General features: G+C 56.8%; 17 protein-coding genes. 6 read left to right on the top strand and 11 right to left on the bottom strand.

What is annotated here, in order from left to right; genetic code table 11:
* The first annotated feature begins 10 nt into the window (after window positions 1-10).
* The 5 genes from N2602_RS31005 (at window position 11) to N2602_RS30985 (ending at window position 6,181) form a co-directional block, all read left to right on the top strand.
* On the top strand, window positions 11-592 hold the full coding sequence (locus N2602_RS31005) for a hypothetical protein (protein WP_260380441.1): 582 nt from the start codon (window positions 11-13) through the stop codon (window positions 590-592).
* 82 nt (window positions 593-674) lie between these two features.
* Complete coding sequence (locus N2602_RS31000) at window positions 675-2,123, top strand: O-antigen ligase (protein ID WP_260380440.1); 1,449 nt, start codon at window positions 675-677, stop codon at window positions 2,121-2,123.
* 144 nt (window positions 2,124-2,267) lie between these two features.
* Entirely contained in the window at window positions 2,268-2,891 is a 624-nt protein-coding gene (locus tag N2602_RS30995) for a hypothetical protein (protein ID WP_260380439.1), read from the top strand.
* 284 nt (window positions 2,892-3,175) lie between these two features.
* Window positions 3,176-5,428 carry a polysaccharide biosynthesis tyrosine autokinase gene (locus N2602_RS30990; RefSeq protein ID WP_260380438.1) on the top strand — a complete coding sequence of 751 codons (2,253 nt, stop codon included), beginning with the start codon at window positions 3,176-3,178 and terminating at the stop codon, window positions 5,426-5,428.
* 6 nt (window positions 5,429-5,434) lie between these two features.
* A complete protein-coding gene (locus N2602_RS30985; protein WP_260380437.1) occupies window positions 5,435-6,181 on the top strand; it encodes a hypothetical protein in 747 nt (248 codons plus the stop codon).
* A gap of 725 nt (window positions 6,182-6,906) precedes the next feature.
* On the opposite strand, the gene N2602_RS30980 is transcribed toward N2602_RS30985, so the two are convergent.
* The 4 genes from N2602_RS30980 to N2602_RS30965 all read right to left on the bottom strand — a co-directional run bounded on the left by N2602_RS30980 (window position 6,907) and on the right by N2602_RS30965 (window position 10,550).
* On the bottom strand, window positions 6,907-7,848 hold the full coding sequence (locus N2602_RS30980; RefSeq protein WP_260380436.1) for a glycosyltransferase family 2 protein: 942 nt from the start codon (window positions 7,846-7,848) through the stop codon (window positions 6,907-6,909).
* A 7-nt stretch (window positions 7,849-7,855) separates the two neighbouring features.
* A complete protein-coding gene (locus N2602_RS30975) occupies window positions 7,856-8,680 on the bottom strand; it encodes an FkbM family methyltransferase (RefSeq protein ID WP_260380435.1) in 825 nt (274 codons plus the stop codon).
* A 41-nt stretch (window positions 8,681-8,721) separates the two neighbouring features.
* Entirely contained in the window at window positions 8,722-9,285 is a 564-nt protein-coding gene (locus tag N2602_RS38985) for a putative colanic acid biosynthesis acetyltransferase (RefSeq protein WP_409241928.1), read from the bottom strand.
* Window positions 9,286-9,377: 92 nt separating this feature from the next.
* The gene (locus N2602_RS30965; protein ID WP_260380434.1) at window positions 9,378-10,550 is read right to left on the bottom strand and encodes a glycosyltransferase; all 1,173 of its coding nucleotides are present in this window, start codon (window positions 10,548-10,550) and stop codon (window positions 9,378-9,380) included.
* 64 nt (window positions 10,551-10,614) lie between these two features.
* On the opposite strand from N2602_RS30965, the gene N2602_RS30960 reads away from it, so the two are divergent.
* Entirely contained in the window at window positions 10,615-12,147 is a 1,533-nt protein-coding gene (locus N2602_RS30960) for an endo-1,3-alpha-glucanase family glycosylhydrolase (protein ID WP_260380433.1), read from the top strand.
* A gap of 153 nt (window positions 12,148-12,300) precedes the next feature.
* On the opposite strand, the gene N2602_RS30955 is transcribed toward N2602_RS30960, so the two are convergent.
* The 7 genes from N2602_RS30955 to N2602_RS30925 all read right to left on the bottom strand — a co-directional run bounded on the left by N2602_RS30955 (window position 12,301) and on the right by N2602_RS30925 (window position 21,336).
* Window positions 12,301-13,659 (bottom strand): O-antigen polysaccharide polymerase Wzy family protein, encoded by a 1,359-nt coding sequence (locus N2602_RS30955; RefSeq protein ID WP_260380432.1) that lies wholly within the window; start codon window positions 13,657-13,659, stop codon window positions 12,301-12,303.
* A 222-nt stretch (window positions 13,660-13,881) separates the two neighbouring features.
* Window positions 13,882-15,234: a lipopolysaccharide biosynthesis protein gene (locus tag N2602_RS30950; RefSeq protein ID WP_260380431.1), complete on the bottom strand. Its 1,353-nt coding sequence runs from the start codon at window positions 15,232-15,234 to the stop codon at window positions 13,882-13,884.
* The gene (locus tag N2602_RS30945; RefSeq protein ID WP_260380430.1) at window positions 15,234-16,274 is read right to left on the bottom strand and encodes a glycosyltransferase family 9 protein; all 1,041 of its coding nucleotides are present in this window, start codon (window positions 16,272-16,274) and stop codon (window positions 15,234-15,236) included. Before N2602_RS30945 ends, N2602_RS30950 begins: the two co-directional genes overlap by 1 nt.
* Complete coding sequence (rfaD, locus tag N2602_RS30940) at window positions 16,271-17,257, bottom strand: ADP-glyceromanno-heptose 6-epimerase (RefSeq protein ID WP_260380429.1); 987 nt, start codon at window positions 17,255-17,257, stop codon at window positions 16,271-16,273. Before rfaD ends, N2602_RS30945 begins: the two co-directional genes overlap by 4 nt.
* On the bottom strand, window positions 17,254-18,720 hold the full coding sequence (gene hldE, locus N2602_RS30935) for a bifunctional D-glycero-beta-D-manno-heptose-7-phosphate kinase/D-glycero-beta-D-manno-heptose 1-phosphate adenylyltransferase HldE (RefSeq protein ID WP_260380428.1): 1,467 nt from the start codon (window positions 18,718-18,720) through the stop codon (window positions 17,254-17,256). The genes rfaD and hldE overlap by 4 nt, the downstream gene beginning before the upstream one ends.
* A 7-nt stretch (window positions 18,721-18,727) precedes the next feature.
* Window positions 18,728-19,885 carry an AGE family epimerase/isomerase gene (locus tag N2602_RS30930; RefSeq protein WP_260380427.1) on the bottom strand — a complete coding sequence of 386 codons (1,158 nt, stop codon included), beginning with the start codon at window positions 19,883-19,885 and terminating at the stop codon, window positions 18,728-18,730.
* Between the two features lie 83 nt (window positions 19,886-19,968).
* A complete protein-coding gene (locus N2602_RS30925; protein WP_260380426.1) occupies window positions 19,969-21,336 on the bottom strand; it encodes an undecaprenyl-phosphate glucose phosphotransferase in 1,368 nt (455 codons plus the stop codon).
* Window positions 21,337-21,622 lie beyond the last annotated feature (286 nt).

Raw genomic sequence — 21,622 nt, 5'->3', positions numbered from 1 at the left:
AAGGGGCTTCATGCGCTTTCGAACGTTTCGCCGTCTTTTGGCTCTCGTGCCGCTCGCCTTCGGGATCGCACCGATCGGGCCGGCGCTCGGCGCGGCCGCGGAGATGGGCGTCCGCCACCGCATCGACGTGATGGTTTCCGCCGAGCCTGATGCTCCCGTCCTGTCCCGCCTCAAGGGCGCCAGAGGCGAGCTGTCCTTCACCGTCCGCCTCTCGGCGAACTCCAAGGAGAGCAAGTTCTTCGGCATGCTGCGCCCGTCCTTTCCCGACATCGTCGTGCCCGATGGCCCGGGAAAGCCGCTGGTGCAGCAGACGAAGCTCTGGGAAGAGGAGGTCTGCCATCAGCGCCGCGGCCTGCCCAAGGTCACCGTGACCCAGCTCGGCGGGCATTTTGCCGAGGGGGAGGGCCGGATCGAGATTTCCGCGATCAACCGGCACATCGGTGTCCTGGTCCCGCCCGACGAATTAACCCCCGGAATAAAACTCGATCAGGGGAACGATAGCTTTGGGCTATTCTACGCGTTCCGGGCCCAGAGTAGGCACAGCCGCCTCAACGTCGACCTGAAGATCTATCCGATGGATTGCTTCTTCTAAGCTAAAGCAAAGCTCGCAAGACACCACGATGCGCCTTTGGCCTCCCGACATAGACTGGTCCAGGATTCGCTGGTCGTGGAGCTTGCCCGCGGTCTTTATCCTGTTCTTCGTGGTGGCCGGCGCGCCGTTTCCGTTCGGCTCGACCAATGATCTGTCGATCGCGTTCTGGTGCCTCTGTCTCGGGATCGCGGTGATCTTCGCGCCGACGCGCGATCTGCGCCGACCGCATCTGTGGCTGCTCGCCGGCATCGGCGCGATCGTTGCCGCTTATGCCTTCGTGCTGCATGAGCAGCTCTCCGATCATCCCTGGGTGGCGCCGTTTCAGCCGATCTGGAAGCAGGCGTCGGATCTGTTGGGGGTGCCAATTGCCCCGTCCGCATCCATCGTCAAGAACGAGGCGTTCTTCGCGCTTGGCGCGCCTCTCGCCAACATCCTCGCCATCATCCTTGGCATCACGGTCGGGGCCGATCGCGAGCGCGCACGCCGCCTGCTGTGGGTGATCGCGATCTCGGGCGCGCTCTATGCCCTCTACGGCGTGCTTTCGTTCCTGATCGAGCCCACCATGATCCTGTGGCGGGACAAGACGGCCTATCTCGGCAGCGTTACCGGCACCTTCATCAACCGCAACACGGCGGCGGCCTATTTCGGCTCCTGTGCGGTGATCTGGATGCTCTTGATGCTGGAGGACGTCCGCCGCCGTCTGCCGGAGCGCCACATCGAATGGCGACGCCTGTCGCTCGATCTGCGCGCGATCCCGCCAAAGGAAATCCTGCCGCAGCTCGGCTGCCTGCTGATCTGTCTGATGGCGATGTTCATGACGGGCTCGCGCGCCGGCGTCGGCCTGTCCCTGCTGGCGATGATCGTCGCGTTCACGCTGTTCCTGCGAAAAGACCTGCCGCCGCGCACCGGCATCTGGATCTCGCTCGGCTCGGGCGCCGCCGTTGCGCTCGGCCTGCTGCAGCTCCTGGGCGGCCGCGTCTCCAGCCGCTTCGACAGCCAGGGCCTGGTCGATGAGGGCCGCATCGAGGCCTGGAAATCGACGCTTCGGATCATCGGCGACAATCCCTGGTTCGGCACCGGCATGGGCACCTTCCAATGGGCCTTCCCGCCCTACCGCAGTCCCAACATCTCGATTCGCGGAATCTGGGACGCCGCGCATTCGACGCCGCTGGAGCTTGCCTCCGAGGTGGGCATTCCCATGGCGCTGCTGGTGGCGCTCGGCTGGGCCATCATGCTGCTGGTACTGGCAAGGGGCGTGTTCGGACGCCGGCGCGATGCCATCATTCCGCTGGCGGCCGCGGCGACCGCCACGCTGTCGCTGCTGCATTCGTGCCTGGACTTTACGCTGCAGGTGCCCGGCTACAGCATTCCATTCTTTGCGCTTTTCGGCGCGGGCTTGGCGCAATCCTTCCGCACCAAGGAGCGCCGCCAGATCGCCGAGGCGGACACTACCAGCCGGCGAGGCGAGGGCCGCCGCGCAACCGCCGAGGCCGCCCCGCGCGCGCAGCCGCAGCTTCACAAAACTGTCTAGATTTGAAGCAGTTGTGCCGTTTACGAAGTCTTTAGAATAAGTGGACAGCTCTTTTCTCTTCGGCTAGGTTCCTGCAACTAGCACAGCCATTTGCCCGGGGCCGAGGACGCATATCGGGGGCAGCTGATTTTTGGAGGTCTATTTATGAGCGTTATCAGGATTGCGCTTCGCATGGCTGCCGCCGCGGCCCTCGCCGCGACGATCACCTCGGCCGCCAGCGCCGCCGTTTACCCGCCGCAGCGCCAGCTGCCGGCCACCGTCATTTCCGACTTCAAGGCCGCGCCCAACAGCCTGTTGCAGCAATATCCGACCGGCGGCCCGCAGCTGATCTCGCGCGTGCGCGACCTCGGCGCCTCCGATCCGACCACGCTCCCGGGCCTGATCGCGCTCCTCAAGGATCCCGCGACCACCAAGGACCAGATGCGCGCGATCGTCGGCGGCCTCGCCCAGGTCGCCCGCATGGCCGCGCAGTCGGACCAGGCCTTCGCCAATGAGATCCAGGGCGCGATCGCCAACACTGGCAACGCCGACGTGATCGCCGCCTATCAGGCCGCGACCGGCGACGTCGCAATCGCCGCGACCGGCGGCGGCGGCGGTGGTGGCAGCTCCGGCGCGGGCGGCCCCGTCAATGGTGGCGGCAACACCGGCGGCGCAAACAACGGCGCGCCGACCTTCGGCGGTCTGCATTATGCGACGCAGTTCAGTCCCGGCGCCTCGAATGGCGTGTCCGGCACGACAAACGCTGCGAACCGCATCAGCACGCGGTAACCGTAGTCGCACGGGGGTGACAAACCTTCGGCGTGCCTTCATTCACGACTCAAGGAAAGCGGCGCCATCGGGCGCCGCTTTCACGTTTCGGCCCGTTAAGCTTCACACGAATTGCCTGCGGGAAAGCCGCATTGCGCTGCATCAATCACATTCAACTTCAGCGTTTGTTGTGCTAGCTTAATCGAGGCCCCGGGGCGGACACGCGGCGTTGAAGCCGCAGGGCCATTGCCGGATCGATACTCCCAAACAACAAACTTTCACGGACTGATTTCAGGAACCGATCAATGTTGCAGGTGAACAAGCCGACCTCGGAGATCAACCGTGATTTCGCCGAGGCCGACGTCTCTCCGTCGCAGACGCTGACCTCCTATCTCGACATCATCAGGCGCCAGTTCCCGACCATCGTCGCGATCGTCTCGGCCTGCGTGATCCTGGCGCTGCTCTATCTCTTCACCGCCGCGCCGCTGTTCACCTCGACTGCGTCGATGGTGATCGACACCCGCAAGGTGCAACTGTTCCAGCAGCAATCAGTGCTCGGCGACATCGCGGTCGATTCCGCGACGGTGGAAACCCAGGTCGAGATCTTGAAGTCTGAGAATATCAGCCTCGCCGTGATCCGCGACCTGCACCTGATCGAAGATCCGGAGTTTACAGGCACCGGCGGCGGCCTGGTTGGCACGCTGGTCGGCGCCGTCAGCGGGTTGTTTTCGGATGGCCATGCGGCTTCCGAATTCGAGCAGACGCGCAAGGCCCTGGAGCGTTTCGAAAAGAGCCGCACCATCAAGCGCCTCGGCCTCACCTATGTGATGGAGATCGGCTTCACCTCGAAGGATCCGGCCAAGGCCGCGAAGATCGCCAACGCAATCGCCGACGCATACATCGTTGACTCCCTAGAAGCCAAGTACCAGGCCACTCGCCGTGCTAGCGTTTGGCTGCAGGACCGCATCAGGGAGTTACGCACGCAGGCCTCTGCCGCGCAGAAGGCCGTAGTGGATTTCAAGACCGCAAACAACATCGTCGATACCGGCGGCCGGCTGATGAACGAGCAACAGCTCGCAGAAGTGAACAGCCAACTCGTGATGGCCCATGCGGCGACCGCCGAAGCCAAAGCGCGGATGGACCGCATCAACGACATCCTCAAGCAGGAAATTCCCGATGCCAGCGTCGCGGACGCGCTGAAGAACGATACCATCGTCAAGCTGCGCGGCCAGTATGTCGATATGGCCTCCAAGGAATCGATCTGGGCGATGAAGTACGGCTCGGATCACCTCGCCGCGGTCAACCTCCGCCGGCAGATGGCTGAGATCAAGAAGAACATCATCGACGAGCTGAAACGGATCCAGGAATCCTACAAGAGCGATTACGACATCGCGATGACGCGAGAGGAGGCGATCAAGTCAAGCCTCGCCAACGTCGTTTCGGAATCGCAGCTCACCAATCAGGCACAGGTGCAGCTGCGCGAGCTCGAGAGTAACGCACAATCCTACCAGGCGATGTACGACAACTTCCTGCAGCGCTATATGGAAAGCGTGCAGCAGCAGTCGTTTCCGATCACTGAGGCGCGTGTGATTAGTGCCGCGACCACGCCGCTTAAGAAGAGCTCTCCGAAGACGTTGATTATCCTGGCGGCAAGCTTACTCGGCGGGCTGATGCTCAGCTTTGGCGTGGCTCTGGCGCGCGAGTTCACCGACAAGGTATTCCGAACCACATCCCAGGTGGAGGCGCAGCTAGGCGCTAACTGCATTGCGATCCTTCCGGCGCTCGGGGATGCCATGCCCGTTGGCCTTGCCGGCAGATTAGCGAAGTCGAAGAGCGACCCGCAAGCGAACCTCCTGCGCTATGTAGTCGACAATCCACTCTCTCGCTTTGCTGAGGCCGTGCGCTCACTGAAAGTTGCGGTCGACCTCAACTCCATTGTACGTGAGAACCGCGTGCTAGCAGTGACGTCGACGCTGCCGAACGAGGGCAAGAGCACGCTCTCCACCAATCTTGCTCAGCTCATGGCGCATTCAGGAGCCAAGGTGATCCTGGTCGATGCCGACCTGCGCAACCCATCGTTGTCGCGTTCACTGAGGCCCGACGCGAAGATCGGGCTGGTCGACGTGGTCGCGCAGAAGGTGCAGCTTGAAGATGCCGTCAGCGTGGATCCGCAGACCGGCCTCGCGGTGCTGCCGGCCGGGACCACTTCGAAGCTCCTGCACACAAACGAGATCCTCGCCTCCAAGGCTATGCATGCCGTGGTAAGCTTGCTGCGTTCGAAATACGACTACGTGGTACTGGACATGCCGCCGATGGCCCCTGTGGTGGACGTGCGCGTCACCTCGCCCTTCGTCGACTCCTATGTTTTTGTGGTCGAGTGGGGCAAAACCAAGACAGACGTCGTGAAGCACAATCTGCGGAATGCACCGGAGATCCAGGACAAACTGCTTGGCGTCGTCCTGAACAAGGCCGATACAAAGGCGCTCGCGCGCTACGAGTCCTATCATGGGCGCTACTATTACCAGAAATACTATGCCCGTTATGGATATGTAGAGTAGTGGTTTATGCGGCAATCATGGCCACGCGTGCTCTTTGGATCGCTTGGCCTCGCCGCCGCGCTCTGGGCATTTGTCGCCCTCCCCTCATTCCGAGCGGGCGCGCCAATTCTCGAAATGGCTCTTCGTATCGTCACCGATGATCGCTACAAGTTGGGAAAGCTAGGCGATGCGCTGCTGCGCACTCAGCCCCAATTCGGGCCCGCGCTGTTGCAGGCGCCCTTAGCGGAGGCCGAAGCAATAATCCGGGTTCGAAGATTCGAAGAGGCCTTGGCGCTCGGCGACTCGGATGCCACTGATCGTGAGGCGCAACATGCTCAGGAGAGTTTGCGAATCTCGCTATTTCTAAATCCATCTACCAGTTACCTCTGGTTAATGCTCTATTCGCTCGAGAATACTCGCGGAGGTTTCGATCCTAAGAGTCTCACCTTTCTAACCCAATCTTACGCTACAGGTCCGCTGGAGGGGTGGGTTGCGCTTCGACGCAACAGGCTTGCCCTCGCGGTATTTCCGAGCCTAAGCGAAGCCGTGCAGGAAAAGGCGGTCTTTGAGTTTGCTAATATGGTCGACAGCGATTTGACTGATGCCGCCGCTGTAAACCTGATGGGGGTCGGTTGGGCTCAACGTGACCGTCTTCTCGCGAGCCTTTCGAAAGCAGAGTTAATATCGCGAGAGGTCATTGCGCGGAAGCTGTGGCGGGAAGGGGTCAAGATCGCCGTACCCGGCGTGGAGTCGGACGAAAGATTATGGCGATGATCAAGAATACCAACTATTTGCTTTTGGGGCATCTTACGTGCGCATTATTGTTGGCTGGCGCTGGGCCGTTATGTCCTGCAGCAGCCCAGTCCAGCAGTGTGCCCACGAGGTCTACGATCACGATGCAAGGCCCTGCGGATCCCTCAACGGGACCGACTATTCGTGATGCCTTGGGGAGACCATGCTTGGACATTGAAGCAGCTTCGCGAGCCCACGCAGCTAATCGGGACGTGGTTGACCACGTAGTCAGCATAAAGAACAATTGTCCCCGATTAATCAAAGTTAAGGTGTGTTACTTCAATTCCGAACGATGCCATGCCTTAGACGTTCAGGGTTACAAGCGCATCGATACCATTCTTGGTACTATGACAAAAATTACCACGTTTCGATATTCAATCTCTCAGAAGTTGTAGCGCTTCTGCTGGAACGAGCTTTTTTGGCGTTATTGCCAATGCACGAAAGAAGTATCCCGCACTGAGACTACAGCAGACGTTTTGGTTAGAACGCTTAGCGCATGGTGCAGAAGTTGTCGGCGAAGTCACCACGTCCAAGCCCGGCTGAAGTTGTCTTTCGCAAACGCTGCTTTCTGAAGTTTCCAATGAAGGTTGGATCTTCTCCGCCTAGATCGTTTGGGCTAAGCTGGGAGCTTAGTAGGCTCTAATGCTCGATGATCCATCAATCAATGTAAACGCGGGGCCGTTGCACAGCGCGTGATCATTGAGTACTCAGTCACGCCCCGCATTCGCTTTGCAGGTCGCTTCCATCTGGAACCCAGTTCGCTCAGTCAGTTCTTTAGCGATGGAATTCGGACTACCTAGGTCGCTGACGGCCCGCTTTAGTTCCTCTAGCTTGGCCCCCACAAGGAAGCGATACCAGAATCCTTGCAGCACGTTGTAAATTAGCCCTTCTTTTCCGTCGAGAAACCCGAGGCGCAGCACGTATCGATAAAAGAAGTATGCGAAAGCGCTAAGTTGAAATGGGATTCTGTTGTAGATGTTTTGCTTGAGGAAGCGCTTAATGGCGGCCTGTCGTGAGCTGCTGCTACTGGAAAGTGCCGGCGTTCCCCGCATGAAATGTAGAGTTTGATTCAGTAGCTCAACCGCTTCACGCGTAGCGTATTTATTGTGCTTCTCGATAAAGTGCGAGAGGTCGTTTAGGTTATGATCCGCGAAGCCACCAGAAAATGTCACGGTCCGGCCGCTGCTTACAAAGATGTGCTCGTCCATCCAACGATCTTCGATGCGACCGTAGCCGTATCGCCAGATTCTAGTCATTACAAGGATGCCGCGTCCACCATATTTTATAGTGCGCCCCATGAATACGAGCTTTCGTCTTAGATTTATTCCCGTTACTCCCAATGGTAAAATAGGCAGTTGGGTAAGTAATTCGGCGGTAAGATCTGGTTCGATATATTCGTCGGCATCGAGCCGCATCACCCAATCAGACCTAATCGGCGCGTTGTCGAGCGCCCATTGAAATTGCTTCGCCTGATTGATGAAGCGGTTTTGCAGCACGACGGCGTTGTAGCGTCTTGCAATTTCGACTGTTCCGTCGGTTGAGAACGAGTCGACGATAATGATCTCGCTGGCTACGTCCGCGATGCTTTTTAATGCACGATCGAGATGACGTTCCTCGTTATAGGTGAGAATGATTACGGCGAGCAGCATTTTGTCTCTAATCGGCTGAGGTGAAGAGTTCGCTGAACAATCGAGGGTGACGATCGGGGCTGATTGCAACGAGGTTGAACGAATGAGCGTTGGCCGGTCTCCTCAGGATGGCGTCGAACAGGCGATACCCCCACGCCTGAAACTTGCTTTCTATCTCTGGGAAATTGCTAGCTAGAACCTCAATGAAAACAAGCGGTCTGTCCTTACTGAAGACGTCGGTCCCACCATCGATCACAGCTTGCTCGGCCCCTTCGACATCGATCTTAATCAGATCGGGAGACCGATTTGTTTGCCGTGAAACATGATCAATGGTTGTGCAGGTTATCTGAATTGAGTGAGCCGGACGGCCCATCACACGTTCGATATTTGCGTTGGTTACAATCGTTCCTTGCTTGCCGGTGATAGTATCGCGCTTGAATTCGATCGTTCCGACCCGGTCCGAGACCGCCTTCTTCTCGATTTTGCAACTATCGAGAGATGCTTTGGAGATAGTACGACGAATCGTTTTCACATTTCGATCGTCTGGTTCAAAAAGTATTGCTCTCTTTTCAGGACCGGACGAAAGAAATTCCCACGTATACTGTCCTATGTTTGCGCCTACATCCCAAAACTCTCTCATCTCTGATCGAGATGCGATGGATCTGAATAGCGCGCGTTCCGCAGTTTCCTTCCCAGACCCTGTCAGAATTTCTGACAAATTCTTCGAGGCCTGGAGATACACTGGAAAATTCACGTTCTGTATCCGCCAACGTATGTCGAAGTCGGCCAATCCGATCAATTTTTCGCCTAAGGGGCTAGCCCGCCACTGCAAAAGCTTCTGTCGCCAGTTCATTGGAGTCATCACCGCAAATGAAATAAAGAAGAGAATTCAGGTCAGTTAGTAACGGACCGACTTCTTAGAAGGCGCGCTGGATTCCCAGCGTAGATTTTTCCTTCCTCCAAGTCTTTCATAGCCACCGCTCTAGCACCCAGTACGGCATTTCGGGGGACAGTGACGCCTGGCCCCACAAAAGCCTCAGCGGCCACCCAGGCATTTCTGCCGATATGGATGGGCTTGGTAACGAGTCGGAAGTCCGGATCGTCAACGTCGTGAGTTCCGGCGCAAAGGTGAGCTCTCTGAGAGACTAGTGCGAAAGGCTCAATCGAAATCAAATCCATGCAATAACAAATCACTCCTGGTCCAAGGCACGCATATTCACCCATTTGCAGATTCTTTGGGTACCAGACCTTGACGCCTGGATAGACGTATGCGTTGCGAGCAAGCTGGGCTCCGAATGCGCACAGCAGAAATCTACGCCACCGGTGCAGGGGCGCTGGTGTCCAGATCCCAAATGCAGACCAAATCAAATTCCATGCCGCGCGCTCCAGCCTATGACTGAGTGGATAGGTTGCGCCGCCGTATTTGGGACCCGCCGGCGGCTTTTCTCGACATGTCATCTCTAGACCTATACGGATTGCGTCTGATTTTCTGATCAAGGCACTCATCTCATTCGAAAGACATCCGTTCTCGTCTGTTGGGTTAGCGCGGCTTATGTCTTGAGGAGCTGGATAAACTGATCAATATTCTTGTTCATGTCGAAATGCATGAGAAAGGTGGCTCGCGCGGCATCTTGCATGTTGGCCTTCTCAGTGTGAGTCATTGTGCAGAACTTATTCAAGAGCTCGAGCGTCCCACTCAGGTCATCGTGCGCCACCCAGCCCGCGCCATTACTGGACACCTCGCGCCAGATATTGACCTTGTTTGAGATCAGCACCGGTCTACTGCAGGCAAGCGCCTCGGCTACGACGATACCAAAGTTCTCTTGGTGTGAAGGCAAGATGAACGCCTCGCATGCGTGGAATGCGCCCCATTTGAGATCCCCGCTGAGCATTCCCGGCCAGTGAATTCGGTTGGCAATACCCGCGGCTTCAGCCTGTGCTTGAAGTTTCGGGATCCAGTCGACTTGGTCCGGGCCAGCTATGACGAGATCGAGCTCGGGGAATTTGTCCGCCACTTCACCGAAGGCTTGAACGAGCAGATCGCAGCCCTTCTTTGGATGGACACGACTTAGGAATAAAATGAAAGGCCGATCGCCTAGGGCGGGAATATAAGCTCGGAAGAGCCGTTTCTGGCGCGCGATATCCCCAGATTGAAAAGTGGTTCCGTATCCGACGACCGTGTCTTTAACACGATAAGGCCAGAATGCGTTTCGGGCCAGCACGCGCTCCTCATCGGTTGTAAAAATGACCCGATGCGCGCCGGACAGTAGCGGTCCTTCGCTTAACCACCAAGACAGCTGCTTTGCTATATGCTTGAGAGGATACGCCTTTCGAAACCACGGATCGAGCATTCCGTGTGTATATACGAAATAAGGCGTGGCCGACCTACGCAATGCCAATCTAGCGGCGAAACTAGAGTAATTCCAAAGGCCGTTTACGACGACTGCATCGAATTTGCTGACGTTGTTTCGCAGCCAAGGAAGAAGATGGGGGGAATAGCGGTAGCGTACCCAGGGCAGCCAGCGCCAGCTCTTCTTGTGAGATACGCCTAGCGGAACTAGAGGTACGGGAAAATCGGCGATCCAGGCGTCGGATAAGGAATCGAGTGTGACAAGGACTCGGCGGTGGCCGCGCTCGATCAGAAGTGGATTGGTGGCGACGATGCCTTGGATCGGTCCTCCAGTTCGAAGGTCAGCGCTTGAAATAATGTGAAGGATGTTCAATTCTTGTCCACTCGTCTGTAGGTGAGATCGCCATATTCTCTCATTTTCGGGGAATTCATAAGCTGTGAACTTCATTAAGGTAAAGATCTTGAGGATACCGAGTCTACTGACCTTTGCGGTTGTTAGTCTGCTCGTTGGCGGGGATCTGAAAGCTCGTTCGCAGGAGCAGGTCAAAAAGCCCTTGGTTTTTGCTCACTATATGCACTGCTATGTTTTAGGCGCCTACCAACCGACTGATGAGCGAGTCAGGAACCCGAAGCTAGGAGATAATCTAAAGGACTGGCCGCCGATGGGGCGTGAAAGCTCCTGGTATTCGGCGGATCTTGCCCAAGTTGCCTCCGATGGAGAGGTCGCATTGGCGAGAGAGTTCGAACTGATGAAGGAGGCAGGCGTAGACGCCATTGGCCTATTATTGGGGCCGCGTATGCTGCCTATAAGCCAATTCGCCCGTGGGCTCGATATGGTGGCAGACGTTGCAACGCGCTCTTCGACCAAGATAATCCCGGAGTTTTGGGCTAATCCCTGGGCAGATGATTTCGAGACGTTCGGCAAGACCATAAAGCACTTCATGGATGCGCATCCGGGAGCTTTCCTCGTGCGGGACGGAAAGCCAATGTTTATCTTCGCGTTCGATTCTGGTATTGCGGCGAAAGTCCACGATCCGCTCTCTGCGCCGATTAAGCAGATCAGCGATTTCCTCGAACCCTGGGGCGGTTTGGATGAAACTTACACAATGTTTTACGTCCCCTACCAGTTCGAGAAAGCTGTTCGTTCACCCCTTATCCTGAAGTCAAATGCTATTGATGTCTGGACCCCCCAGGATGATTGGTCCGCCTTGCATTCGCCTGTTGTCTTCAGGGTCGGATCTGCTCTGAACAAGGAAGTAGCCTTTCCGGTGTCGCCTGCCTTCTACCAGCGTAGAGCAGGTCAGCTTCCGATGGAGTACGGCAACAGCTTCGGAGCAGCCAGATACATTGATGGCTGGCTTGAGGCCATTAAGAACAGACCGGCCTTCGTCAACATACAGACGTGGAATGATTTTAGCGAGGATACGGCCATCGTTCCGACCAACACCGCCGGGAGGGTGTGGCTTTACCTCACGACTTATTTTTCCTCTTGGCTTCGATCGGGTCGGCAGCCTGCAATTCAAGAGGAACGCGTCGTGTTGCTGCGGCCAAAGCAACTAGCGAACGCAAAACTGAAAAATCCCAAAGCTAAGGCAATAAACGCCGTCTGGCGCCACGCTAGTCCGACGGTAGACTATCTGGATGTCGTTACGTTTCTTCGGGAGCCCGCATCCGTGCGTATCATTCTAGGCACTCAGACGTGGGAGCGATGGGTGCCCGCGGGAGTTCATGAGTGGATAGTCCATTCTAGTCTAATAGAGGGAAAGGGCTTCGCCGCGCAAGCAAAGTATCCGACGGCTTCCTGGCTAAGGCGCATCACTGTGACCGATGCATTTGAGTCTGCGGCGCCAAAGGTCCAATTGTTTCGAGACAATCGCCTAATTGGAGATTTGCAAAGTAAGACCCCATTCCTCGACTATGGAGAGTGGCAGGATCTTACGATTATAGCGGACGAGATCGCCCTCCGATAGACGATGCTAGCAAGGAGAGAGGCGAACTCTATTGTTCATCAATGCAAAGGTGCATTTCACGAGATGACTAACCTTGTCATCTCCCCTTTCCCAGTCACAATCGTTAGGGGGCCGCTCTGGGCGACACATGCCGTGCGCCGAAAGGCTTTATACCTACTCCTCGGCCCGAGATCTGGCGAGCTGGGCTCCTCGCGTGCGTCTGGAATCTGACACGAGCAATGAGGCAAACAGGAAGAGGAGAACAACAACCACAAGCAAAATCGTAAATTCTCGTAACAAATATGCAAAAGCATTCCTTTGTGTCCACAGAGCAAAATAAAGCGAGCAAAGTGAGACGACTCCCCACATCCCTGTATGTTTGGAGCGATTTCCAAGAAGATAGATGAGCCGAAAGATCATTAACTGGAACAGAATTACGAACGTAATGCCGAAGTAACCGCCAACAAGGTATGCTTCTCCAATGAATGAGAACCCCCAACCCGCGCCTTTGACAGCTTCTGCGGGATTGTAGACGTAACCAAATCTGGCGTTCAGAGGTATAAAATCTGATTTGAACAAGAATTGAGGTATCAGCAGTTGCCAGGCCAGCGAGTAGTCTCCGAGATATGGCAACGGCGTAATTGCTGTGGTTGTAGCAGCAGCTGACGTTGAGTAGAGAGCCACAGTCTCATTTCCCAAATATTGATCAAATCTCAGGAAGAAGCGCTCCCATTCGTCAGGTACGAGGAAGGAAGAGATAGGTAGCTGTTGGATACGAAGATAGCCAAGAAATGAAAATACTACGAATAGAACCGCAATCCCCGCGAGCGAAACATAAAGCCAAGCGGCGCGTCTGGGGCGCCAAACTGCACCGGCGGCAAATAGAAATACCTGGAGAAAGTATTTTCGCTGTCCAAGAGCAATTGCGATTACCAAAATCGACAGGATCGAGAAGCAAATCAACAGGATCTTCCTTCGCTTCATTATCAATGCCGCGGCATATGCAGCGATCGCCAGCGGAATTGAGAGTAGAAGGAAACCTGTTCCGGCCTGAAGGCGAACCTCGAAGCCTTGAGCGTATGAAACATCACCACCCAAAACAATGCCGTTGCGCGCTACATAGGTGGCGCTCAGTAAGAGGCTTGCGGTTGCACCAGTTACTGCAACGATGGAGAGGGCGCGGTCAGATTGCGAAGTCCCAGATCTTTCTTGCCCTTTGATGCACAGAAAGCACACAGCGGCGGCAACAAGGGTGGACAAGTTAGCCCAATTGTAGATGCCAAATGCGTCACGAAGAACGAAGCCAAGCGTTACGCGGGTTCCTCCTGTCTCCGCGACTAACGGAAGCAAGCTATAAATCGCCATAACAAGGACAAAGAAAATTACTGGATCGGAATAGTCGCGTCTCCTTGCGAGCGCATGGACGGCGAAGGCCGCAGTGACGATCGGGACCAAAATTGGTTTATCGAAAGACGCCCCAGCTTGGACTAGCCAAGCCAAGGCCGCAAGCCCCGCATAGGCGAGTGCTATCATTCCGAGATTTTGATCAAGGCTAGCGACGGGAAGGGGTCTAGTCGTCATCAGATGAATCGTCTCCGGAAGCGCGCAGATGAGCGCGCGCAGATGTGTCGCTAGCCGCTGACTATTCGATATTCCTCTAACGCGCCCGGGAATCTTCTCCCGCTGAAGTAAAGCATTTCAGGATCCGCAATAATCGAGCGGTAATCTCTCATATAAACCGTCCTTGCCTCATCCTCAAATTAGCGATCTGGAATGATGCCAGAGTTTAAATCCTGCATACGCTGCCATCAAACAGTGAATTCCCATAATTGGAAGTGCAACAGCAGCCATGCCACCGAAGTACTGGCCGCTGATGTAGGAAAGGAGGATGCCAATAACACTTAGGAGGCAGAAAACATGGGATGCAGCGACATGCCGGTTGATCGATGCTGCTGGCAACAACTCCGAACTCCAGATCATCTCGGCGGCCACGGAGAGAAGCAATATCATAAGGAACGTCCGATCAACGGAAACCTTCCCGGTTGTCCAGATTTCTATTATGCCTTGTCCTGCAAGGCCTACAGCCACTACGTATGAAAAGCTCAGCCCAGTGGTTGCCCACAGGTGATATCGAGTAAGTTTTGCAAAGTGCTGAAGATGCCCCAAGCCGAAGAGACGTGAATACTCTGGTGCGAGCGCAAAGTTGATCATATTGAGGGCTGATGTTCCCAGCCGCGCCAACGTTCGCGCGGTTGAAAAAATCACGACCTGCACAGGAGATCCGATCGCGCCAAGGATCAGAACCGGCCCTTGAATGGTCAGAGCCTGTCCAATCGAAACCAGCATGAAGCTGAGCGACGGATGAAACAGCCTTCTGGCCTCACCCAATGATGCATGTTGCCGACCCAGAGCCAGCCATTTCTCCAGTAACCTCAACCTAGCCCAGGCGGCGAGATTAAACGCGAGGCGATTGACCACGATCGCGAGTGCGGCAGCCACGATGTCTCCGCCAAGCGCCGCAGTCACTGCTGTGACGGCTCCCTCCATCAGCCGGGCCGATGCTGCCCACACCACTTCTTCCGTGGGCTTTCCGATGCACCTCAGGCCGCTTGCCAATAGAAGCAGGTACTGAGTGAGCAGGACATTGGCCGCTAGCAGGAAGAGAACGGTCTTGGCTGCGGCTTCGCTGACGGAGCCAAGCGAGAAGACTGTGCCGATTCGCACGATGGGAAGTCCCAAAACCAGGACCACAAGGATGGCCGCTACGACCAGGTTGAGTAGCATGAAGATGCTCTGGTAGGTGACCAGGGCTCCCGATCGGTCTCCGCCGGCGACCTTAATCGTCATAACGTTCTTGGCGGCCATCGTGAAGCCGAAGTCGGCGAAGGTTAGGTAAGTCGGGATTGCAGACAACAAGAGCCAAACGCCATAATGCTCTGTGCCCCAATAGTGCAGCAGTACAGGCACAAGCGCGAGCTGGATGCCGACCGTAACAGACTGGTTGTAGATCTGAGCTCCAAAGGTGGAGGCCAGTCGCCTGAACGATGACTGCGCCGCAGCCGGTTCGCCACTGCTTTTGCGTGACGTGGTGGTTGGGCTCGAGGACATTATCGGGCGATAGTAGAAGACGCTGGTTCGGACTCACTCTGCGAAAGCAGCGATAACGCAGCGTCAAGCACCTCGTTGATGGAAATCGCCGCCATCCCCGCCATGTCATGAATGATGCGATGGCCAGCCCCGTATGGATGCCATTTCATCGGCTTGTTGAAGTTACCGAACAAGCCTACGCAAGATACGCCGATCGCGGCGGCAAGATGCAGAGGGCCGGAATCGTGTCCGATGAAGAGTTTCGCCGAGCGTAAGGCCGCAGCGCTCTCTCGTGGAGATAGTCGGCCGCACGCGTCGATGACGGTACCGGGCCAAGCCTGGCCCACCTGCTGCGCGCGCTCGGAGTCTTCCGCCGCACCTACGATCAGTAAGGGATGATCTCCGAACGAAGCTGACAGCCGCTTCAGGAGCTCCAGCCAACGCTCAATACCCCAGTCTTTTTCGGCGGCCTTGCCGCCCATATTGAGCGCGATTGGAGAAGCTTTAATGCCGGCGACGATCTCTTCGCCCTTTTGCCTCTCCTGCGCGGTCAACAGGAGATCCCAGGAGGCTGCTGACGCGAGATCAATCGGCCCGAGTTCGAACAGCGTTCGGGCCAACCGCTCGCATTCGCGCTCTTCAGCGCCGGTTTTGGGATCGATCCGATTGGCCTGGAGGTCCGGCGTCGTTGGAAGGCCGATAATCCTACCTACGCCGCTCAATCGGAAGAAATATCTGTCCCGCACGATTTTAGTACGGCCACGGGCGGGCATAAGATAGACCAGCGTATCGACGCCCATTGCTCGAATGGTCTGCGACAGTTTCCAGAGCTCTGCGAGCGACCTCGTTCCAGTAGGATAGGAGATATAGCGATGGATCAATCCGTTGTCGCCGAGAACGGCCTGCAGCGGAGCGGCTTTGGTCGAAACAGGGATGTTGGTGAGTAGGATGCGGTCCGCATCCGGAAATGCCTCCGCGATCTTGTGAAAGCAGGGTAGGGCGACGATAGTATCTCCAAGGCTGCCCAGCCGATACACCAGGATCTTCTCTCTCGATGTCATCGATATCGATCGTCCCTTAGCAAGTAGTGATCGAGATAGTCCGCGATCCCATCCTCCAGGCTCGTGAACTCGAAATTCATCCCGGCAAGTTTAATCTTGGTCGTGTCTGCCTGGGTAAAATACTGGTATTTTGCTCGAATCGCTTCTGGCATGTCGATGAACTCGATCGGGACATGCTGTTTGAGGCGACTGCGCACCAGCATTGCCAGATCGAGAAATGACCGTGCCTTGCCGGTGCCGAGATTGAAGATGCCGCTCACAGTTGGGTTCTCGAGAGCCCAACAGGCAATTTTGGAGCAGTCCTTCACATATACGAAATCGCGCAACTGTTCACCATCGCGAATATCAGGGCGATGAGACTTGAATAGCTTGATTCCCTCGCCGGCCTGGATCGTGTCGAAGAGTTTCGAGATGACGCTGCGCATATCATCCTTGTGATATTCGTTGGGGCCGTAAACGTTGAAGAACTTGAACCCGATCCATTGCGGTGGTGTTGGCCGGCCTTCTGCAACGCGCGCCGCAAAGATCTGATCAACCGCCTTCTTACTCCAACCATACCCGTTAAGAGGGCGCAGTTGGCTGAGAGATTCGGCGTCGTCCTGGTCAGAAAAATCAGCTTCACGACCACCATATGTCGCAGCCGATGATGCGTAAAGGAATGGCACGCGCGCCGCAGCGCACCAATCCCAGAGGCTGACGCTGAAGTTAATATTGAGTTCGACCAGTCGATCCACATCCTTCTCGGTTGTCGCCGAGATCGCGCCCATATGGATCACGGCGCTAATTGCAGACGCGTTGGCATTCAGAAAATCGATCAGGCGTTCCGGCGCGACAAATGCGGCAATCGATCTCTTGGCCAGATTTAGCCATTTCTCCCCACTGCCAAACCAATCGCAGACTGCGATCGGCCCCTTTCCCAGCCGCTCGAGGTCGGCGACGATATTCGAGCCGATGAATCCGGCAGCCCCAGTGACGACAATCATCGCGAACTCGTGTTGGAAATCTGCGCGATAACATTCGAGGTGCTGCGTCCCGGCACGAACTCGCTTCGCAGAACCGCCCCGCCATGGGCAAGTACAAATGATGCGCCGACAATTTGGTCGATCTGGTAATCCGCCCCTTTGACCAGTACGTCAGGGCAGATCGATTCGATGATCTGGAGGGGCGTATCCTCATCAAATATTACGACCGCATCCACCATCTTCAGCGAGGCAAGCAGGACAGACCGGTCAGCCTCGTCGTTGATTGGGCGAGTGGGTCCTTTTAGGCGTCTAACCGAATCGTCGCTGTTCACAGCGACGACAAGACGATCGCAATTGGATCTCGCGAAATTCAGGAGCTTGAGATGTCCGACATGTAGAATGTCGAAACATCCGTTGGTGAATCCAACCCTAAGACCATCTTTCTTCCAGAGTGCAATACGCGATTTGACGTCGTCGAGAGGGAAGAGCCGCTGAGACGTCTCGTCGTCGGAGAATTTCTGAGCGGAGGCAAACGCGTCAAGGAGCTCGCTTCTCGTGACCGTAGCCGTGCCGTGCTTGCCCACCACCACTCCAGCAGCACAGTTGGCAAGCGCTGCTGCTTCTTCCAGGTCAGCGCCTGCGCCAACAGCCAAAGACAGCGTGGCAATTGCTGTATCGCCAGCTCCAACGACGTCAGCAACCTCGCGCGCGGTGGCAGCAATGTGGACCGCATCCCTCTTTCGGGAGAGAAGGGTCATGCCTCTTTCGGCGCGGGTGACAAGAATGCTCTCGATAGTCGTATTGTTCAGGACAGAGTGGCAGGCTTGAACGGCAGAGTCGTTGTCAGTTCCAGGGTCGATGCCCGTCGCGGCGAGCAATTCCTTTGAATTCGGGGTGATGACGGTCGCGCCCGAGTATCGCTCGAGGTGCTGCGATTTCGGATCGACCAGAACGGAAACCTTCGCCTCTTGCGCAAGCTGAATTGTGCGCCGGATGACGGCGTCTGTCAGCACGCCTTTTGCGTAATCCGAGAGCACGACCACGTCATGGCTCGGCAGTATGCGGGAGATGAGTTCGAGCAGTTCCCGCTCCAAATCCGGTGACAGATTTTCGGCGCACTCGATGTCCGCGCGAATGACGTGTTGTCCCTGCGATACGTAGCGGACTTTCTCTGTAGTCGGCCGATCGACGGATGCCACGAACTGAACCGAGATGCCCGCGTCGCGCTCGAGCTCGTTCACGAGGGCCCGGCCGGCCTCATCGTCGCCGATCAAGCCGACGAGCGTACAGGAGCCACTGAGGGAGCTTATGTTGCGCGCGACGTTGGCCGCGCCGCCGGGGATCTTCTCGGCCTTCCTGATCGAGATCACCGGAACAGGCCGTTCGGGAGAAATTCGCTTGATGTCGCCGCCAATGAAGCGGTCGAGCATCACGTCGCCAATGCACAGCACTTTTACGGTGGAGAATCTGTCTACTGTCGACATTGCATGCCTAAATTTCTTTGAGGGACGGCGTGGTAGTCCGGTCGCTGGGCTGCCTGGCTGCGGCTAGCGCAGAAAATGCCCCAACGATGTGATAGAGAGAGGTGGCGGGTGCAGGTTCGAATAGAAACTGGTCGCGCGACTTGTCATGCCGCTCCAGCCAAAGACCGGGAACGGGGGCGGCGTCCAAAAAGCGCCACAGCGCATTCGTAGCCTGTTCGAACTGCATCGTGTCCTTGCACAATCCGGCCTCCAGAGCGGACACTTCTGCACGGACCCACTCGGTGTGAGGCCACAACCTCACCGTTGATCCAAGCGGATTCCCCCGGATATCCAGTTCTCCGAATAGCAGTCCGGTCTGAGAGTTCTTTCCAAAGGCGTGGGCGAATTTATAGATCTGGGCAAGATAAGGCTTAGAATTTCCTGCAGCCCGGAAGTACTGCGTAAGAAGCCATATCCATTCGAGCAGATGACCCGGCTCTACGACTTCCGGTATCTCGGGCTGGCGCAGCAGCGATTCGTCGAAGAATTCGCAAATCGCGCCGGATCTCTCACACAGGAAGTGTTGCTCAAAAACGGAGACCAGTTCGTCAGCCAGACGCCGGAAGCCGCCTGTCTCGTCGAAGGGAAGCCAGGCCAGACTCGCCTCGAGCAGGTGCATGTGTGGATTTTGCCGCCGGGGTCCGCGGTGCGGTGACCCTTCTAGAAACCCGGCAATCGGATGGCGGAACTCAGTGTTGAGATATTGAAGGATGTGGAGGCCTTCTTCGCGTTCGCGCTCTTGTCTTAGCAAACGATACGAGTGAGCCAGGCTAAATAGTACAAACGCCAGATCGTATGTGTCTTGATCTTTAGATAACGGGTCGCAGTTCAAGTCAAAGTGAGAGAGATAGCCGCCAGAGACGTTCCGGGCTTTGCTGTACAAGAATTCCAAGCCGTGCTCGACAGCGGCTTTGCCTTCATGGAATCCCATTCGGCTAGCTTCGGAGAATGCGTAGATTTGACGGGTGGCGGTCCGAAGGCGCTTTCGGTTGGCGCTGTTTGTGAAGCTGTCGAGATCGAGCGCGTCGTAGAAGCCGCCCTGCTTCCAATCAATTCCATAGCTGTACCAGAACGGAGCGGCGCAATTAACCACCCAATCCCGCGCCTTATCGGCCTGTTTGATCAAACTGCTACACATGCTGCAATGGCGCGCAAGCCAGTCGGCCGATTTTCACGGCAAACCGTCGTAACGAGCTCCTCTTTAATTTTTCAGTAGGCCGTGCGCTGGCCGAAACTTACCAGGGTTGTCTTGAAGAGAATCGTCAGGTCCAACCACAAGCTCCAGTTATTGATGTACCACAAGTCGTGCTCCACGCGCTTCTGCATCAGGTCGAGTGTGCGGGTTTCTCCGCGATAACCATTAACCTGGGCCCAGCCGGTGATGCCGGGCTTTACGTGGTGGCGGAAGGCGTAGTTGCCGATGATCTGCTCATATTCGGTGTTGTGGGCGGCCGCGTGCGGGCGGGGGCCGACCAGCGACATGTCGCCCTTGAGCACGTTGAAGAGCTGCGGCAGCTCGTCGATCGAGGTCTTGCGCAGCCACTTGCCGATTCCCGTGACGCGCGGGTCGTTCTTCTGCGCCTGCACGATGGTCGGGCCGTCGTCGAGCACGCGCATGGTGCGGAATTTGAAGATCTTGAACGCGCGCCCGCCGAAGCCGTGGCGGGTCTGGCGGAAGAACACTGGGCCCTTCGAGCTCAGCTTGATCAGGATCGCGGTCACCAGCATTACCGGCGCGAACACCAGCAGCGCAAGGCTCGCGCCGACGAGGTCGAGCGTTCGCTTGAGCGCGCGCTCCTTCCAGGACAGCGGCGCGCGGCGCAGCTCGGCGGTGAACGTGTTGCCGGTGCTCACCAATGGATAGCGCAGGAACCGCGCGGCGTTGGGGTCCGGCACCAGATGCACGGGGATGGGGAGGATCTTCAGCGCGTCCAGAATGCTGTCGATCGCGTGCTGCCGGCTCCAGTTCATCAGCAGGAAGACGTGCTCGATGCGGTTGTCGCGCGCGAAGGCGATCAGCTCCTCGAAGCGCGGCGCCAGCGAAGACAGCAGCAGCGGCGATGCGAGCTCCTTTGCCGGGATCTCCATCACCCGCATCAGGCGGTAGCCGTGCTGGCCGAGGTCGTCTACCGCGTTGGACGAGGTGGCGAGACCGAACTCGGCGATCATGATCGCGCGGCCGTTGGCGAAGGCGCCGGCGCGCAAGGCATGCGCGGTCCAGCGCGCCGCCGCGATCTTCCAGGTGAGCAGGACGGCAAGGCCGATCAGATAGAATGAGATCATGGTGCCGCGCGAGAACCCCTCGCTGACCTTCATCGTGAAGGCGATCGCCAGCAGCGCCCCGAACAGGCCGGTCCACGTCGTCAGCGTCATCCGGAACGTGCGGGCTAAGTTCGTGATGTTCTTCAGACGGTAGCCGTGCTGCACCACCGTCAGCAGGACGAAATTGATCGCAACCAGCACGCTGGCCGCCGCATAGACATCCGCTTTCCCAAGCGTGCCCGCGGTGACGATGTGATAGCCGGCCGCGCAGCCAATCCCGCTGGCCACGATCAGCACCGCATCGACCACGGCCATCAGCCGTTCGATAACCACAGGTCGTAGCCAGCTCGGCGCATACCCTCCGGCTGCATTCGGCGCTGCCTCGACCACGCCAATTTTCGTCGTAGAATCAGTGACGGGCACCGGCCTTGTGGAAAGAATTGTCATCCTGCAAAACCCATTGACGCAAAATTCATTGCCCGAACGCGCCGTGCTATCGGTCAAAATCGCTGTTAAAACAAGGCGAAGGAAAAATTAACCTTACCCCACAAGCTGCATTGTAGCCCATCTCGCCTCGACTGATATGTTATTTTCACAACTC

The sequence above is a fragment of the Bradyrhizobium sp. NC92 genome (assembly GCF_025200865.1).
Lineage (GTDB): Bacteria > Pseudomonadota > Alphaproteobacteria > Rhizobiales > Xanthobacteraceae > Bradyrhizobium.
This window is presented reverse-complemented; position numbering and strand designations above follow the sequence as displayed.

Bases quoted from the DNA above. Each gene is read 5' to 3' on its own strand.
- N2602_RS31005 (WP_260380441.1), top strand. From the start codon at position 11: ATGCGCTTTCGAACGTTTCGCCGTCTTTTGGCTCTCGTGCCGCTCGCC.
- N2602_RS30995 (WP_260380439.1), top strand. From the start codon at position 2,268: ATGAGCGTTATCAGGATTGCGCTTCGCATGGCTGCCGCCGCGGCCCTC.
- N2602_RS30990 (WP_260380438.1), top strand. From the start codon at position 3,176: ATGTTGCAGGTGAACAAGCCGACCTCGGAGATCAACCGTGATTTCGCC.
- N2602_RS30985 (WP_260380437.1), top strand. From the start codon at position 5,435: ATGCGGCAATCATGGCCACGCGTGCTCTTTGGATCGCTTGGCCTCGCC.
- N2602_RS30980 (WP_260380436.1), bottom strand. From the start codon at position 7,848: ATGCTGCTCGCCGTAATCATTCTCACCTATAACGAGGAACGTCATCTC.
- N2602_RS30975 (WP_260380435.1), bottom strand. From the start codon at position 8,680: ATGAACTGGCGACAGAAGCTTTTGCAGTGGCGGGCTAGCCCCTTAGGC.
- N2602_RS38985 (WP_409241928.1), bottom strand. From the start codon at position 9,285: ATGACATGTCGAGAAAAGCCGCCGGCGGGTCCCAAATACGGCGGCGCA.
- N2602_RS30955 (WP_260380432.1), bottom strand. From the start codon at position 13,659: ATGATAGCACTCGCCTATGCGGGGCTTGCGGCCTTGGCTTGGCTAGTC.
- N2602_RS30950 (WP_260380431.1), bottom strand. From the start codon at position 15,234: ATGTCCTCGAGCCCAACCACCACGTCACGCAAAAGCAGTGGCGAACCG.
- N2602_RS30945 (WP_260380430.1), bottom strand. From the start codon at position 16,274: ATGACATCGAGAGAGAAGATCCTGGTGTATCGGCTGGGCAGCCTTGGA.
- rfaD (WP_260380429.1), bottom strand. From the start codon at position 17,257: ATGATTGTCGTCACTGGGGCTGCCGGATTCATCGGCTCGAATATCGTC.
- hldE (WP_260380428.1), bottom strand. From the start codon at position 18,720: ATGTCGACAGTAGACAGATTCTCCACCGTAAAAGTGCTGTGCATTGGC.
- N2602_RS30925 (WP_260380426.1), bottom strand. From the start codon at position 21,336: ATGGCCGTGGTCGATGCGGTGCTGATCGTGGCCAGCGGGATTGGCTGC.